This is a genomic window from Candidatus Syntrophosphaera sp. (genome assembly GCA_019429425.1).
GTDB lineage: Bacteria > Cloacimonadota > Cloacimonadia > Cloacimonadales > Cloacimonadaceae > Syntrophosphaera.
The window spans coordinates 1-16,894 of sequence record JAHYIU010000003.1; the positions used below are offsets into that span (position 1 = coordinate 1).

Here is a 16,894-nt window from a genome sequence, read left to right on the forward strand (position 1 = left end):
TGGGCGGCAGCTTGGTCTTGGGCACGTTCTGGCTGCCGTTGCGCTGGCTGTAGCTCTTGAGGTCGGCCTTGTAGTCCACCGAAGCCGCGGCGTAGAGCGTGCTCAGATTCCTGGCGATGCTGCCCAGCAGCTCATTGTAAGCCGTCAGCCTCGGATAGACGTACTCGCGGCCGATGCAGAGCTTGCCGTCGCGGTAGCTGCCATAGACCATCTGGTCGATGGTGCCCGAGTAGGTGCTGATCCCGTACTTGAAGATCACTTTCATAGCTTTTACCTCCTTTTTTAGTAGTAGGGAACATATCCCTCCATATATAGTGGGTTACGTTTTTTTAATGAAGAATGAAAATTGAGTAATGAAGAGGGAAAAAGGGCAAAAGGGGAAAGGGGCAAAAGGGGAAGCTGCGCCAGTGTTACACCCTTCCACGCTTTCACGTTTTCACGTTAATGGCTCCGCGTTCTGTTCATTCGTGTAATTCGTGGACACCTGTCTTTATCCGTTCAATCCGTGAAATCCGTTGAATCCGTAGGGGAAAACCAGATGAATCTGGTGGACCGATCGAATGAATTCGGTGTTCCGGCCAATGCGCCAGCCCCTTTTCCCCTCTTCCCCTTTTTCCCTTTTCCATCCAGCATTATAGCTCCTGATCCCCTATGAAATATATATTGACAAAAACCCGACTTGCAAATATGTTGTCCTCATTTAAAGGTATAATTTTACAAGGAGATAAATAATGTACGAGCGCATTCAAAACAAGCGGTATCTTTACCGGGAACTGGAACAGTTCATGGACAAATACGCCTCCATGAAGGGTGTCCGGGTGCTGCGGATCCTGCTCCGCGAGCCCAACACTCCCATCGACGTGATCGACCTGACCCTGCGGCTGAGGTTTGCCAATCCCCGCCAGAAAGTGGTGGAGAAATTCAAGGCCGCCGCCTTTCCGGATATCCCCATGGCGGATGGAAAGGCCCTGGGACAGTACAAGAACAGGATGAACCAGCTCATCGCCCGGAAAGCCCGGCGCCTGGCGGAGGAGGAAGGCGCGGACTGCTCGGACCTGGATTGGGAGATCGGCTGGCTGAAGCGGGAACTGCGGAACATCACCAAACCCAACGGCGATATCAAGAACATCAATCCGGATAAAAAGAAGGCCTACATGTCCTACCGGAACGCCATGGTCAGGCTGCTGAACAAGGCCCGCGAGGAGAATCCCGCGGTCTGGGATCTGGTCCGCCGGAGCCTGGTTTGCGGTAAAACCTTCATCTGGCTTGATAACCAGGGCTGATAAACCTCAAAATCCAGAACGGGAATCATTCCAATCCAGTAAATATAAGTTTTTCAGTCACATCCGCTGATAGCTAAAATAAGTATCGCTAAATGATAAAAAGCTGTTGACAGCAAACCCGCCCACCGGAATTCTGACCCCAAGATTTTCAAGGAGGTACTACTGTGCGGGACGACCTGGAACAAGCGAAGAAAGCGACTTGGGAAGAGCAATGGCCGGAAGCGGCGGAGCTATGCGGAAGGGGCCTGGAGCGGCTGAAAGAACACGGAAACACCGATCCCGAGGGACTTGAGCTGCTCAAGAAAGCGGCCAGCCTTGGCTATCCCTGGGGCCACTACAAATACGCCATATCCTGTTTCTACCATCTGAACGAGCCCAAAACGGCCTTTCGCCACTTCAAAAAGTCCGCGGCGGCCGGTCACCTGGATTCCCTCTATCACCTCGGATTGCTGTATCAGAAAGGATTAGCGAGCCCTTCCCGCCTTTCCAAGGACCCCTCCGTGGCGGAGGTCCAGATCCAAAGGGAGGCCGTCAGATGTTATCAGGAAGCCGCGGAAGGGGGCCACTGGACCGCCCAACTCAATCTGGGCCTGATGTACCTCAGCGGGATGGGGGTCGGACGCTTCTACAGAAAAGCCTTCAAGCTCATCTTCAGCTCCGCTTGCCAGAACTATCCTCCGGCGATGGCGCAGCTTGCACGGCTCTATCTGGATGAATGCAAAGCCGGCTACAACCTGATCGAAGCCTATATCTGGGCGCTGCTGGAGGCAAACGGCGAGGGATGCAAAATAGCTGAGGAGATCGAGCCCAAACTCTCCCCAGCCCAGATCCACTCCGCCCAGGAGGAGGTTGACAGACGCCAGGATATCCTTTTGTCAAAAGGCTTCCTCAGCGAAGAAGATTTCGTGCCCTTCACCAAAAAGAAGGAAGAAAGCCCGGCCCCGCCTGAAACCGGGAAGCTAAAGACAAGCCATCAGAACGGAGGGACCGTCCCATCCGAATCCCCAAAAAGCGCCCACCGCTCCGGGATCTGCCTGGCCGATTGGAACATCCAAAAACTCTCAGAGCTAAAACTGGTCTATTACCTAAAGGACAAGAATATCACCTTCTCATACCGGAAACACAAGGCCACCTTTCCCGCTCAAAAGCTCTTCCTCTCCAACTGTCTCACTCTCCTGCTCATGCACGACAAACACGTCAACTACGGGGAGCAGGAGGTCGGCTATTACGACACCACAATAGCGGATCAGCGCAGAAACTCAAAGCGCAATAACAGGGGTGTCGTTTCCGATTTCAACCTCGAATTCCGCAAACTCTTCGGCCTCGGAAAAGAGGCCAAGGCTTTTGAGTGGCTTCCCGCCGGCCCCAGCTACCAACTGAAGAGCAACTTCCACCTGGAAGTAAAATACTAAGTCCAAACATTGGTTGAGATTGATTTTATTCAACTGGCTTGACGGGGTTCTCGGATACAATGGAATAACCGCGTTGTTAACTGTACGAGAAATGTGTTGTATGTAACGGCATTATTGAACTCAGCCAAAGGCCGTTTAATGAATCATAAAGACACAATCGGTTAATAGTTTATATATCTCTCTTCATATGTCATCTGCATTCTATCGGCTTGTTTTTCGAGCATTGATATACTTGAATTAATCCAACTTCTATCCTTTATTGAGTTTTCTTCTTTCAATTTCTTCAGTAGCTCAATTTGGAGTCTAACATATGAGACCCCGGAACCGATTGTGAATGCTGAACCAAGATTAGAAAAGAGTGAGTTTCTGAAATCTTCACTCTGCCAATAATCTCTGATTAGGGATATCGCAAGAGACGTCCACTGTATGGATTCATTTTGTTTTTCATACAAGGGAATGATATTTATGACATGAGTAGCTCCCGAGAGACCTTTTTTCTTACACCATGATAATATCTTATCTTCGTTAGTCATTCCAATCAGGTTACTTGAAATTCCCTCTCCTGCTGTCCAACCGAAACTATGTTTAAGACGCAATTGAAGTAAAGAGTCTTTTTTGACTAGTAATTTGGTAAACTCGTTCCAAAAATCGTCAAAGAAAGATTCATACAAGAGACTAAAAATTTCGTGACAAGAATCTATGGTCCTAACGTCTTTCTGATATAGTTCGATATATGCTTGAAAAACTAGCTTAGCTATCTTACTGCTATTTGAAGGAGAGTCTTTTAGATGAATGACCGCTAAGCTAGACCAGTCATACAACACATCTTCTATAAACGTGGTGTATTCCAAAAGTTCCTTATCAAGGAGTAGAGGTGTAATGAAATCACGATAACTCCTGTATATTTTTTTGTTAACAAATATATCCATGTAACATATCATTAGAGTTATCTGTTTTCCGATAATACCATATGAACATAGCCTCTCATAGAATAACAACCTGTCGGGAATAGATAGGTGTTCCGTAGCCCTGCCGTACTTGAAGAAAACAAACTCTTTGATCATCTCAGGCTTAATGTCCACTATTGTGAATAATGAGTATATATCATCCATTGATGCCTTAATTTTCGTTACAATCGTTAAAGCGTATTTATTTAAAGGGTCCTGTGAAACGAGATTTTCTATGAAATTAGTCTTGTCCTGATGCCCACACTCAGATAAAACTCCAATAACAAAACCGAGATTAACATTTGTATTTGTTTTGATAAACTCAAGTGAGGAATCCAGAACATCATGTACTTGGTATTGCCTATTAGATAACATCCTACCAAAGTAATATGCTTCTCTTGCCATTGGATCAAAAAGAAGACCGAGATAGTTTGTAACTCGTATCTTATCTTTTATAAGATCATTAACCAAGCCTTCAATTTGTGATTCTGTAGTATTTGACTTGTCTTCAGTCTCATATTCTGGGGTCACTACAGTACACACGATTCTCATTTTGTACTCATTATCATACAAAGACTCAACGTATCTAATAGCTGAATCACGATGTAGGGGATTCTTAAAATAATTGAACTTCATAGCAGTATTCAAAACAGATTGTAGCTTAATGATGTTATCGGAATTCCATTCCTGTTCCATAAAGACATTTAGGAAAGACTCCCAATAACCCGCACAGATTAAATTGCTAAGTCCATTAAGAACTATATTGATTGCTTGCTCTTTGTACGCGTCTTTTGAAGTGATCATAACCTTTCTTAGAATAGAAAGACTGTTTGCTATGTAATCTTCTATCTCTTCCAACGTTGTTGGACGGTAATCAATCTTAGATAATTGTCCTCCAATATATTCTGCACCGCATGATCGTGTAAAATAGCGTACTCTGATGCTCTCTTCAAGAATTTTCAGTATTAAGGGTAAGGTCGCATCATCGGCTTCTTCGTACCACTCAGATATTAGTCTCATTCTATCTTCTAGACTAGCTTCAGTACCAGGTAGGAAAATATGAAACAAGTTTGCAAGTATCCCAGTTGCATTGTTGGCATAAGGTTCATTTTCCCCGAGTGCCAACTTGTAGAGGACTCGTATGGATTCATCAGAGAACTCTCTTGAGAAAACAAGTTTTTCTAATGATAATACGATGTAACGTCTGATTGTATCCAATGATCTTATTTCTTCGTCTGACAATCTGCTAAATGTTTGATTCATGACGTTTAAACATAATTGTGGGTGGACTTCACATATAGATAAGAATACTCTGGCTCCTCGTTCGGTTAAGAGGATATTGTCGGCCGAAAAAGGAGAAAACTTACTATTAACAAGCTTTTCAATAATAACTTCAATCTGGTTTAACCCAGCGAATAATTTTATCTGCTTACAAAAACTATCCATGAGTCCTACTTTTTCAATCTTTTCAAACAAACTATCTTGATCAGCAGGCTGTAATCTTGCTATGTAATCCTTTGCAAGGTACAAAGCCAAAGGTTTAGGTCTTAATGAAATATATCTCCCTCTTACATCAAAAATGCCTTTCGCCAAACCTCTATTACATGTTTCCCAAAAAATCTGACTACGATCCGGTACATTCTCGTTGAAAATCACCAGGGTATTGGCAAGAAACTCTCTTTGTTCCTTAATCTCAGGTTGATTGCTGTCATCATAGAAACCAAAAAATGAGAACAGCGCACATACTTGTAAGACAAATATTGCTCTTTCTAAGTCACTCCCATATATATTTTTCAGGATTTTTCGGGGGACATCTTCATCAATATCAAGTATATTGCCCCTGCTGCCAGACTTCCTCATAGAAGAAATAGATTGCACTATTAACTGCGCAAAGAAGACAAAACCAGATGAATAATCCTCTATCCGAAACTTATCTGAAGCGCTCAATAAAGGGTTATTATCAATATACATCTTGACTGCCTGAAGACAAACTTCCGGTCTAATATGTAACTTCAAACAACCTTTAAACTCATTATGGGTTGAATCCGCTTCTGATGAGATTATAATGATTTTATTATTACCACTTGTTTGGTCAGCTATCCTTTTAAGAGGGTAAGCTTCCTCTAAACCGCAGTTTTCAATAATGAAAACAAGGTGATTATGCTTGCTTAACAATTTCTTAACTTCGTCAAAGGGAGTTATCGTTGATTGACGATTGATCCATATAATTCGCTTACCCTCTTTTCGTGATTGACTTGGATCTAGAGAAGACAAGTAACTATCAATTGCGTTAACAACAAAATGCGTTTTACCGATCCCCGATAATCCACTGATAACACATAGATTAGTAGTGTTATCATCATTAAGAAATTTGATAATTTCATCTTTCCATTCAGAAAGGGTACCACACTCAATATAGCTGCTGGAGAGTAAACCAACATCTGATATAGATGTTCTCCAGATATTGTAGGGAAGTATGTCTGCAAAAAGAGATTTTCCCAAGACCCAGTTTACGTACTGTACCGCTAAAAAATCTTTATTCACCCATCTGCATACAGCATTTGCCTCAACCACCTTAATTCTATTCTTCGGGTATTTGCTGTTATAGTATTTCTTTATTACTTCATGAGTGGATTCAATAATCGAGCTTATAGTAGTTGATGGATACTCATACTTTATAACCCAGATAAAATGAGCACCATTATTCAGCAAATCGTTCAATCGCTTTTTCAACCCAAATTTATTCTCTTTTACACTTTTAAGATTCTCTTGTTCCGTCTTTGTGGGGAAGGGCCGCAGGCTTTTATTTACATTGGCGGGAGTATCAAATCTCCCTGCTTTAAACTGATAAACAGTATGTGGACTTTTAATATGATCAGTCTGTTTCCCTGCATCAAGCACAAGAGCATCTATACCACCATCTTTTTTTGATGCAGAGCATAATTGTAGGTCGCTTAACAGAATCTTGTTATTCGTCATTTCAAGAACAAGCAAAAACTCTATTAATTCAACAAACCCCTTACTATCGAACTCAGAGGCCATTATTTTCTCTGTTTTTACCGAAAACATATATCCTCCTTCGGTACAGTAACAAATTATATTCCCAATTCTCACAATGATGGAGGTTGCCGTATTAGTCAAGCGAAAAACTGATGTCACAAGAAATTTCAGATATATATCTGGATATATGAGTTTGAGATCAGAGAATCAATTCCACTTAAACCAATTTAATTATCCTTGTGCAAGCATCTCAAATAATATCACAATCTGTCCAAGGTCATTTTTCAAGATTCTTTAATCAGAGAATCAAGGAACAAATCCTTTCCGAATCTAGTGTATTCTGAAGTGCAAGAATCACGGACTTCGCCAGTCACATAGCACATGTACGTAATAGCCTCTAATTTCAAGCACTCTTTGTTTCAAACCAAATCATTCAAATCAATTCTGAACATTTCTTGGCTGTATCTCACGCTATACTGTATCTTTGGGTTATGATGGATATGTCCTGCTTTCTCAACCGTTCTCAACGCAAAGCTCTCAAAATTTCTCAATGAGAGAGATTGAGAATAGTTGAGAACTTTTTTGCCTCTCCAAGTCCCTAACTGTAAGCATATTATAGACTTTGCCCCCAGATATATCTCAATTTCAGCTCAATTGAGAACGTAGTAGTGTGGGTCCCGGTTTTCCGGGATACTACTGATCCAAGGAGGTACCCTGTGTACCGAAATTACCATCCCACACTGCTGCTGGCAAAGGCTCCCGACCTCATCAGCGCCGGAAAAGCCCCTGCCGAACCCTTCGCCGATCTTGGCGAAGACCGCAATTCCGCCGTCAAGTATCCCGTAACTGTCGGCGCCAACGTTTCTGATCCGTCCAGGATCTGCACCCGCGACATCGCCCACGTGATCTCCTGCGTCAAGCGGGGGATCGTGGAGGGTATTGACATCCGGGCCCAGATCCTCACCATCCGCGAAATTCAAAACCAAACCCTGGCCAACGCCATGAAAAAACAGCTCCCCTGGTTCTGCGGCTCGCTCTGCGAAGGGCGGAGAAGCAACAAGGCCGTGAAGCTGGCGCACTTCATCGTCTATGACCTCGACCACGTCCGGGATATCGAAGCCGTGAAGAGCGAGGCGATCGCCCGGCTGCCTTTCATCCGCTATGCCTTCCGCAGCGTGCGCGACGGGGTCAAGCTGATCGCCTGGCTGGACAAGCCCGTCACGAACGAAAAGGATTTCCGGCTGATCTGGGAATATCTGGCTTTGCAGATCGAGACCGTCCTCCGGCTCAAAGTGGACCGCACCAACGACTGGAGCCGGGCCTGTTTCTTCAGCTACGACCCGGACCTGATCGTCAGCCCCCAGTGCCTGCTGGTGAGCGTGGAATCCGTCCTCCGGGACGCCGGGTTTCTTTTGGAGATGGTCCGGGCGGGCAAAATGCGCGCCAGCCAGGTATTTGGATCTCAGGAACAGAGGGGAGAAGGCACGCTGGAGTCGAGCCCGCCCACGCTGGAGTCGAGCCCGCCCACGCTGGAGTCGAGCCCGCCGAAAGACAAGCTCGCTCCAATCAATCCCAGTCTGAGCGGCGGCGGGCATGGACTCCAGCAAGACCGATCAACTAAGACTGACAAAGGTCCTGGAGTCCATGCGAGCCGGAATCAAAACCTGGCTGCTGAGCAGGAAAACCAACAGACCGGCCCGCTCGACTCCAGGGTTACCCACGCCGGCACGCTGGACTCCAGGGCAGACACCTTCGAGAAAGCCCGTATGATAGTCCAGAAGCTCGCCAAACTAAAGATCGAGTACATTGACTGGATCAGCATCGGAATGGCCCTGTACGCCGGATTTGGGGAAATGGGGCGCGAACTCTGGGACCTGTTCCAGGACAACCCCAATTACGCTGACGACCAGAGGCTGATGGACACCAAATGGCGCTCCTTCCGGCAGGTGCGCGAAATTGGCCTGGAAACCCTGTTCTTCCTGGGAGGCAAGTATGGCTGCCAGGTTTGAAAAGACAGGCACGCAGATCACGCAGATCACGCAGATAAAAGAGAGCGCGGATAATGAGGAAAAGATGATGCTGAGGATAAACGGAGGAACGCGGAAAAGCGCTGAAATCGAACGGAAAAACACGGAAAAAAATGGGCGGGGAGGTGTAATCATTATCCTGACCGGCATGAGCTCATTATCAATCCGCTCATTAATCCATTTTTTCCTGTGCCTCCTGCGCGTCCCCAATTTATTAAAAAATCTGCGGAATCTGCGAAATCTGCGTGAGACCCCCTCTTTTTCCTCAAGATCTGCGTTCGCTTTCAGGAGGCTCCATGCGTAACGAACTCCTCTCCCTCTTCGGCAGGAAGCGCAGCGAGGTCCTGGACCAATCCCGCCTCCCGCTCTTCATGCGCGAATACCTGGACGCCGCCACCCGGAACACGGATTGCAATCCCGGCCTGCTGCTAACGGCCTGGCTGCCCTTCATCGCGGTCAATATCGGCAACAGGGTCTACATGCTCTCCAATTCGCTGCGGATCTATCCCAACATCTGGAGCTGCCTGATCGGGCCCAGCAGCGTGAGCCGCAAATCCACGGCCATCACCTATGCCGGCTACACCCTCAAGCCCCACGACCGCGCCCTCGAGGACCTCCCCGTGGACGAATATGAGGCCAAGACCCTGCTCCTCTCCAACGTCACCCTCGCCAAACTGCTGGTCTGCCTCGCGATCAATTCCACCCGCCTTTTCGTCCACCACGAGCTTTCCGCCTGGCTGGCCGAGATGGGCAAACACTTCAACGACGGCTACAAACAGACCATCACCGAGCTCTACGACGGGGTGGACAAAACCGTGCGCAACCTCACCCGGACCGACCGGATCAAGCGCCCCGCCTTCAGCATCGCCTCGTCCACCACGGAAGCCTGGATCTACAAGAACATCCGCGACAACTCCGACCAGATGGGCGGATTCCTGCAAAGGTTCCTCTACTTCGTGATCCGCGACGTGAACCTGGACGAGATCGACCTCCTCACCCGAAGCGGCGAGGATTTGGAAGAATATCTGGGGGTCTACGACGCCTTCTACGAGATCTTCCGCTCCCTGCCCGGCCAATACCGGCTGCGCCTGGGCGAGGAGGCCGTCGGAGTGCGCGACGAGGTCTACGTGGCCAAATACCGCCACTGGTTCGCCAAAAACAACGATTCCCTGATGAGCTATTTCACCAGGATCTACGACGGATACTTCTATAAATTCTGCATCATCATCACCGTCTTCGACGCCTGGGACCGGCTCAAATTCGCCATTCCCAAAGGAACCGTCGACAGCGTCATGGCCGAACTGGAAGTCTCCGCCGAAACCACCCGCCAGGCCCTCTACCTCTGCGATTTCTACTTCGCCAACACCATCCCCTTCCTGGAGATCGTGGACGAACAGGACAAACTCGCCGGGGAACGCAAACTGGTGGAGATCCTGATCCAGAAATACAACGGCAAAGCCGGACACTCCGCCCTGCTCAACGCCTCCCACATGAAGAAACGCGATTTCAAAGAGTGCATCGAATCGCTCATAGAAAGGGAAGCGATCAGCGTTGAGAGCTACAAATCAGTGCAGGGGAACAGCGGTAAAATGTATGTTCTGGCACGAGAATTGATGGATTCCTGGGGAAAGTAAAAAACTGGTATCAAGCCGTCCTCCGGGGCGGCTTTTTTATACTCAGACGCATCTCACCTGTTCACCTATTCACAACCCCCAAAAACAGCTTGTGAATAGGTTAAAGGATTATCCGGCAATTAAATAAGCTCACCTATTCACAAAAAACAGCCCTCAGCTTAAAAAGAAAACCGGAGGCCTGAGAGGGGAGGAAGTGCAGTTCTTTCTATCTTATATATACATATATATAAATATATTACTATATAATATCATATATAGTATATATATCTATATTGCATATAGTTACTAATGCACATATACTACTCTTTGTTTCCAAATCTCCCAGATATACAGAGCCCTGTTTTTTGTGAATAGGTGGGCTTAACAACATCATTATCAATGCGTTAACCTATTCACAAACTACTTTTCACCCCTGTGAATAGGTGAAATGGTCAAACGGGATCCGGTGCTTCTTGACATGCCCCTTCGTATAATTCGTGGAATTCGTGGACAATGATCCCCTTAAATCCCCCTCCATCCTGTGCATCCCTGATCTATTCATTTATCCGTCAATCCGCTGAATCCGTCCAATCCGAATGAAAATCCCCTATAATTCGTGCAAATTCGTGGAATTCGTGGACAATGATTCCTCGCCCATCCCCACCTTTTTCAAACTTTTTTTGCCCAAATCCAACTTTTTTCGCCAAAAACACCCCCAAAACGCCTAAGCGTAACCCACTATATATGGAGGGGAAGTTTCCCAAACGGCAACCGCCCGCCACCCGCTTACCACCCCTCCGGCAAACGCCCAGGCGGCGATTGGTTAGCGGGTGGTGGACGTGAGGGAAATGAATGATGAAGAATGGAAATGTGGAATGTAGAATGAGGTGTTTTAGCGTTTTAGCGTTTTAGCGTTTTAGCGTTTTAGCGTGCCACCGGTCTCTTTATCCGTATAATCCGTATAATCCGTTGAATCCGTAGGAAAAAATAAAGGAGGAAAAATATGCGAGCCTATTTCAAAAACATGATCCAGGCCTACCGCGGCACCAGCCCCGGAGGGGCGATAAAACTTAGCCCAGGGTGGAAACCCTGGGTCAGTGAAAACCGGTTATTGTTTGGATAAGCCCCGGAGGGGCACAGCCTGCTGACAAACCCCGCCGCAGGTGGGGTGAAGGAATATAGGCGGCGGCTTTAGCCGTCGTATTAAAAGCGTGCGTATTTTGTTTATTCTGGCCCCACCCCCACCCCAAACACAGATCAAATCTGTGTTTGAGGAGGGGTGGGGAATTAATCTTAGAAGCATATACCACACAAACACCCAGGATAAATCCCGGGCCTATTGTCCTGCACCCCACCTGCGGCGGGGTTTGTCAACAGCCTGAGCCCCGGAGGGGCGACATATTTTAGCCCAGGGTGGCAACCCTGGGGTATGAGGTGTTGAGATCAAATAGCTATCAAGGCCCCTCCCCACCCCTTTCCGCGGCTCCTCTGGAGTTCGCGGAAAGGAGTGGGGAGGGGGGATGTTCAATTGGCATAGGCTCGACCCCCAAACCCAGGGTTACCACCCCTGGGCTAAGTTTTACCGCCCCTCCGGGGTTTCACAGGCGGGACGATTCGACTCCAGCGTGGCGGGTTAACAGGTGAAGGGTGGAACAGTGTAGCCAGAGGATTCCGATCCTCCGCGTTATGCCCTGCCAACAGGGATGGATTCTTGCAGAGCTTTGGAAAGCACTGGCTACACACAGCCCCTATATCCGTTCGCTTTGAGCGCTTTTCCGGGTTAGTCCTACCCCCCAGAGTGGACATCCCTCCACAACCGGGGCTAAAAACATCTTGACAACTTTGGGCGATCGTTGAAGCATTGGCCAGCAAATCAGTTCAGGGAGGAACCCATGAAAACCTTGATTTTTAGCCTCATCGCCGCTCTCGCGGTGTTTTCCCTTTCCGCGGCCGTGCTCACGGTGGATAACAACATCCCCTCCAGCGGCATGTACACCACTTTCAACGCCGCCTACAACGCCGCCGCCAACGGCGACATCATCATGATCTACCCCTCGACGATGAGTTATGGAGGCTATAGCATTGCCAAGCAACTCACGATCGTCGGCGCGGGGACAGATCCAGCCAATCCAGACATGGTGACCACAAAGTTCGCCCCGTCAGTGAATAACGTCGAAGGCAGCGGCACCGTTTTCATCGGCCTGGATGTTTATATATCCACCAGTTCCAGTTATCCCGCAACCTGGCGCAACTGCGTTTTCAGCTCATCTCTTAGCATCTTGCGTGACGGAACTGCTTTAGAGGAGTGCCTTTTCAAATCCAGCGTGACAATTGGAAATGGCACAATTGAAACACACGATACAACCATTAAGGGCTGCACTTTCGATAACGACAGTACCAAGCTGAACCTGAACAACCTGGCCTCCTGTGTGCTCTACAACTGCCTCTTTTACGGCAACTCTTACGCGGTGAACTGCGCGCAAAGCAACACCACCGCCGCCTTCAACCATTGCCTCTTCGTGAACCGGGACACCGGATCCCTCAGGCTGGCAACGGGGCAGACCTCCACAGGCAACCTGATCTTCATCAACAACATCTTTGAGACCATCACCTACATACCCGCGAACTTCACCTATTTATACAACATCTGGGAGGGAAGCCCCACGGAGGTGACCGATCCATCCAACTATCTTGGCGTGAACCTGGCCAACGTGATGATCGACGTCAATGGCGGGGATTACCACTACACCGCCTCATCCCTGGCCTACGGCAATGGCCAGTACGGCGCGGACATCGGCCTCTACGGCGGAGACACGCCCTACGACGACCTTTGGTACCTCACCTACCTGCCCTCGATAGTCGATTTTGACTGCCCGGCCATCATCAACCAGGCGGGGCAACTGGACGTCCATATCGAAGCCAAGGTCGGCAATTGAAGCGCCCCCGCTTCAGGGAGCAGCCATGCGATTTCCAACCTTGCTTTTCGCCATCCTGATCTGGGGCTTGGGAGCACTTTCCGCCGCCACGGTCACGGGCCTTGAATACTGGTTTGACACGGATCCGGGCCAGGGACTGGGATATCAGCTTTCCGTCACTCCGGGCCAGCAGGCCAGCCTCGACCAACTGATCCCCGCCGCCCAGCTGCCGGCGGGATTCCACACCTTCCACGCGCGGGCCAAAAACGCCAGCAACCAGTGGGGGCTGCCCAACCGGGCCTCGTTCTACATCCCCCTGCCCACGCAGCCCGTCTTTCTGCCCTACGGGACGATCACCCAGGCGGAATACTGGTTCGACGCGGACCCCGGCCAGGGCCTTGGATCTCCGCTTTCCGTCACTCCGGGCCAGCAGGCCAGCCTCGACCAACTGATCTCCACCGCCCAATTGCCCGCGGGTTTCCACACCTTCCACGCGCGGTTCAAGAACGACAGCGGCGAGTGGGGCCTGCCCAACCGCAGGTCCTTCTACATCCCGCTGCCCACACAAGCCAATCCGATCCCCTACGCCAACCTCGCGCAGATCGAGTATTTCTTCGATTCCGACCCCGGACAGGGCCTGGGGACCCAGATCTGGACCCGGAACAGCGTTTCCCTCGACGAACTGATCGCCACCTCCCAATTGCCCGCGGGCTTCCACACCATTCACGTGCGGGCCCAGGATAGCGAAGGCGATTGGGGCCTGCCGCAGCGCAAATCCTTCTACATCCCCCTGCCAACAGAACCCAGCCTGCCCAATCCGCTGGTGGCCCAACTGGAATACTACGTGGACGACGACCCCGGCTTCGGCCAGGGCCTGGTGATCTCCGTCACTCCCGGAACGCCGGTCTCGGTGGATATCGGGCTCAGCTTTCCCGGGCTGGAGCACGGCAACCACCTGCTCTGGGTGCGGGCCATGAACAGCGACGGACTCTGGAGCCTGCCCGTTTCCCGCATGTTCTCCGACGGCGTGCCCTCAAACCTGAACGCTACTTACGCGGATGGTTTTGTGACCATCACCTGGGACGGGGTCTACACCGTGGACACCTACAAGGTCTATTCCAAGGCGGAGATGCCCGTGGCCTTCGCGGAGGACCTCACCGGCAGCTTCGGGACCAACACCTGGACGGCCCCGGTCGTTTCGCCCAAAAGGTTCTATTACGTGACCTCGATCTATGACGAGCCATAGTTTGGAGAGTTAAGAGTTAAGAGTTAAGAGTTAAGGGTTAAGGGTTAAGGGTTAAGGGTTAAGGGTTAAGCGTTACGGGTTACGGGAAACGACCGCAGGCGCTTTCGGGACCAATGGCATTACCTGGAGGATTGGAGATCTGAAACACCTGTAGGGCTTTTTGGTGTTGGAAAACCCCGCCACTACCGATTTGGGCTGCCGAATTCCGGTTCGGCAGAGCGGACGCAGTCCGCTTCATTTCCTGAAGCGACCTCCGGCCGCTGTGGCAAAGCGGAATTTGCCACCCCGCAGCCATCCCACCCCCACCGCCACGCAGCGGCGCAGCCATACGCTTAACGCGTAACGCTTAACCCGTAACGCTTAACTCCCTATTCCACTCCCCCGCGGGCCTGTGGATCAAGCTCCGCGGTCACGATGTAGAAATAGCGGCCGGACCCGATCAGGTAGATGTTGGGGGTCAGCACCGCCGCCATGAAGGGATCGACGATGCTGGTGGGCTCAAGGCCTCCCGCCCCGTTCGTCAGGACTGTCACCCCCGCCTCGTTCTGAAAGCTGTAGGTGTTCTCATAGGCATAACTGCCAGCTGTGTAGACGGTGGTGATCTGGTCCCCGTGATTGACTGTGAAGGGATGGTAGGTGGGGCCGGTGCCGGAGGGCAGGGTGATGTTGGAAAGGACCGCCGTGCCGTTGACCAGCACGGCCAGCGTGCCGCCCTCTCAGCCGAGATAGGTGTCTGTCAACACCACGTACCAGGTGGCGGCGGACAGGGCGGAAAAGACGCAAAGCAAGATTACAAGGCAAAAGATCGTTTTCATGGTCGAATCTCCTTAAGCTTAATCCAAACTTTTGCGTGTTTACCCTGAGCAATGAATCTTGTCAAGCTTATTTTTAATGGTGCACAAGAATTATCCGCGCGCCAGAGATAGCCATCCGGGGCAAGTTTTGCCGAAGCAGAGTGGATCAGCCCCCTCTGGGCTTGGATCAGGGGACGGTCCAGCCGCCGTCGATCACCAGCTCCGCCCCGGTGGTGTAGGAACTCTCATCGGAGGCGAGGAACAGGACCGCGTTGGCGATCTCCAGCGGCCTGCCCATCCTGCCCAGGGGGATCAGCTTCAGAAAAGCTTCAACCTGCGCCTGCTTCTGCTCGCTGGGCTGGCCGGTGTCGATGCCGGTGTCCACTCCGCCGGGGAAGATCGTGTTCACCCGGATCTTGTAGGGGGCGAATTCCATCGCCGCGGTCTTGGAAAGCACGCGCATGCCCCCTTTGGAGGCGTGGTAGGCGGCCGAAGTGCCGCTTCCGATCAGGCCATAGACGGAATTGATGTTCACGATCGAGCCTCCGCCGGCCTCGCGCATCAGCGGCACGATGTGTTTCATCCCCAGCCAGGTGCCGGTCTGGTTCACGGCGATGATCTTGTCCCAAACTTCCCTGGAGGTGGCTTCGATGCCTTCCATCTTCACTATGCCTGCGTTGTTCACCAGGATGTCCACCCGTCCGAAGGTTTGTTTCGCTTCCCGGGCGACCATTATCCAGTCCTCCTCGGAGGAAACGTCCTGCCTCAGGGCCAATACCTTTGTTCCAGATTCTGCCAGGTCTTTGGCGACCCGGTCGAGATTCTCTTTGTCTATGTCCGTGAGGATCAAAGCGGCGCCCTCAGAGGCAAACAGCCTCGCGTCGGCCTCGCCCATCCCTTTTGCCGCGCCCGTTATCAGGGCGATCTTGTTTTCCAATCTGTTCATGATCAACTCCTTTGCATATCCTATTGATTTGGTATGCTATACTGATATTTTAAACGGAATCTTCGGATTGGCAAGTTCATTATCCGCCTGGAGCCAATTCAGGCCTGTACGCCAGATTCCCCCTTTTCCCCTTTCTCTTCCTTCGCGTTTCCCGGTCTCTCTGCTCCTCTGTTTCATTGATTTTGGTTAGTTGAGTACATGCCCGTGGCTTGCCCGGCTTCAGCGGTTTGGGAGCACCGGGCGAGAGAAATTGCTTGACATATTCTGTGAATAACAATGTCTGGGAAATGTGTGGATATATGCCTAAAAAGACGCGGCGAGAACCGGTCCTGTTCCAGTATCTACCGCCAGGCCGGGGCCGCGCCAGTCATTTTCAAGGAGCTGATCATGAAGCTGTATCTGACTTTGTTTTTGCTCATCGGGCTGGGGGCCTGTCTGAGCGCCCAGGAAACCTTCGCCTGGGCGGTTTGCACGGACGCCTGGGGCCACTGCTATGTGACGGGTTTCTTCTATTCCACGATCTCTTTCGGCTTCACCGAGCTGACGGCATACGGGTTGTACAATTACGAGGACATCTTCGTCGCCAGGCTGGACCCACAGCGGCGGCGCTTTGCTGCCCCGGGCCTTCTATTTGGTAAAGACGGTGCCCCGGGGGAATAGGAGCCCCCTATTCAGGGTGCGCCATCAGGAGAGTAAAAACATGAGAATTGA

Annotated in this window: 12 protein-coding genes; 8 read left to right on the forward strand and 4 right to left on the reverse strand. The window is 50.2% G+C overall.

Features of this window, described 5'->3' with window-relative positions:
* Positions 1-265, reverse strand: a 265-nt coding sequence (locus K0B87_00540; protein ID MBW6513234.1) for a hypothetical protein, incomplete at its 3' end; no start/stop codon positions are given.
* Between the two features lie 466 nt (positions 266-731).
* On the opposite strand from K0B87_00540, the gene K0B87_00545 reads away from it, so the two are divergent.
* Together K0B87_00545 and K0B87_00550 are read left to right on the forward strand one after the other, a co-directional pair.
* Positions 732-1,283: a hypothetical protein gene (locus K0B87_00545; GenBank protein ID MBW6513235.1), complete on the forward strand. Its 552-nt coding sequence runs from the start codon at positions 732-734 to the stop codon at positions 1,281-1,283.
* 164 nt (positions 1,284-1,447) lie between these two features.
* A complete protein-coding gene (locus tag K0B87_00550; GenBank protein ID MBW6513236.1) occupies positions 1,448-2,695 on the forward strand; it encodes a sel1 repeat family protein in 1,248 nt (415 codons plus the stop codon).
* Between the two features lie 161 nt (positions 2,696-2,856).
* On the opposite strand, the gene K0B87_00555 is transcribed toward K0B87_00550, so the two are convergent.
* The gene (locus tag K0B87_00555; protein ID MBW6513237.1) at positions 2,857-6,711 is read right to left on the reverse strand and encodes a hypothetical protein; all 3,855 of its coding nucleotides are present in this window, start codon (positions 6,709-6,711) and stop codon (positions 2,857-2,859) included.
* A gap of 647 nt (positions 6,712-7,358) precedes the next feature.
* Between K0B87_00555 and K0B87_00560 the strand changes: the two genes are divergently transcribed.
* From K0B87_00560 to K0B87_00580, 5 genes are all read left to right on the forward strand, one after another.
* Complete coding sequence (locus K0B87_00560) at positions 7,359-8,651, forward strand: PriCT-2 domain-containing protein (GenBank protein ID MBW6513238.1); 1,293 nt, start codon at positions 7,359-7,361, stop codon at positions 8,649-8,651.
* Positions 8,635-8,973 carry a hypothetical protein gene (locus tag K0B87_00565; protein MBW6513239.1) on the forward strand — a complete coding sequence of 113 codons (339 nt, stop codon included), beginning with the start codon at positions 8,635-8,637 and terminating at the stop codon, positions 8,971-8,973. The genes K0B87_00560 and K0B87_00565 overlap by 17 nt, the downstream gene beginning before the upstream one ends.
* Positions 8,966-10,303: a DUF3987 domain-containing protein gene (locus tag K0B87_00570; GenBank protein ID MBW6513240.1), complete on the forward strand. Its 1,338-nt coding sequence runs from the start codon at positions 8,966-8,968 to the stop codon at positions 10,301-10,303. The genes K0B87_00565 and K0B87_00570 overlap by 8 nt, the downstream gene beginning before the upstream one ends.
* Positions 10,304-12,174: 1,871 nt before the next feature.
* Positions 12,175-13,218, forward strand: coding sequence for a hypothetical protein (locus K0B87_00575; protein MBW6513241.1), 1,044 nt, complete (start codon positions 12,175-12,177; stop codon positions 13,216-13,218).
* A gap of 25 nt (positions 13,219-13,243) precedes the next feature.
* Positions 13,244-14,443: a hypothetical protein gene (locus tag K0B87_00580; protein ID MBW6513242.1), complete on the forward strand. Its 1,200-nt coding sequence runs from the start codon at positions 13,244-13,246 to the stop codon at positions 14,441-14,443.
* 368 nt (positions 14,444-14,811) lie between these two features.
* Here the strand turns inward: K0B87_00580 and K0B87_00585 are convergent, their stop codons facing one another.
* Positions 14,812-15,141 (reverse strand): hypothetical protein, encoded by a 330-nt coding sequence (locus K0B87_00585; protein MBW6513243.1) that lies wholly within the window; start codon positions 15,139-15,141, stop codon positions 14,812-14,814.
* A 283-nt stretch (positions 15,142-15,424) separates the two neighbouring features.
* Entirely contained in the window at positions 15,425-16,186 is a 762-nt protein-coding gene (locus K0B87_00590; protein ID MBW6513244.1) for a glucose 1-dehydrogenase, read from the reverse strand.
* A 288-nt stretch (positions 16,187-16,474) separates the two neighbouring features.
* Between K0B87_00590 and K0B87_00595 the strand changes: the two genes are divergently transcribed.
* Positions 16,475-16,843: a hypothetical protein gene (locus tag K0B87_00595; protein ID MBW6513245.1), complete on the forward strand. Its 369-nt coding sequence runs from the start codon at positions 16,475-16,477 to the stop codon at positions 16,841-16,843.
* Positions 16,844-16,894: the final 51 nt, after the last annotated feature.

Bases quoted from the DNA above. Each gene is read 5' to 3' on its own strand.
- K0B87_00565 (MBW6513239.1), top strand. From the start codon at position 8,635: ATGGCTGCCAGGTTTGAAAAGACAGGCACGCAGATCACGCAGATCACG.
- K0B87_00575 (MBW6513241.1), top strand. From the start codon at position 12,175: ATGAAAACCTTGATTTTTAGCCTCATCGCCGCTCTCGCGGTGTTTTCC.
- K0B87_00545 (MBW6513235.1), top strand. From the start codon at position 732: ATGTACGAGCGCATTCAAAACAAGCGGTATCTTTACCGGGAACTGGAA.
- K0B87_00555 (MBW6513237.1), bottom strand. From the start codon at position 6,711: ATGTTTTCGGTAAAAACAGAGAAAATAATGGCCTCTGAGTTCGATAGT.
- K0B87_00570 (MBW6513240.1), top strand. From the start codon at position 8,966: ATGCGTAACGAACTCCTCTCCCTCTTCGGCAGGAAGCGCAGCGAGGTC.
- K0B87_00580 (MBW6513242.1), top strand. From the start codon at position 13,244: ATGCGATTTCCAACCTTGCTTTTCGCCATCCTGATCTGGGGCTTGGGA.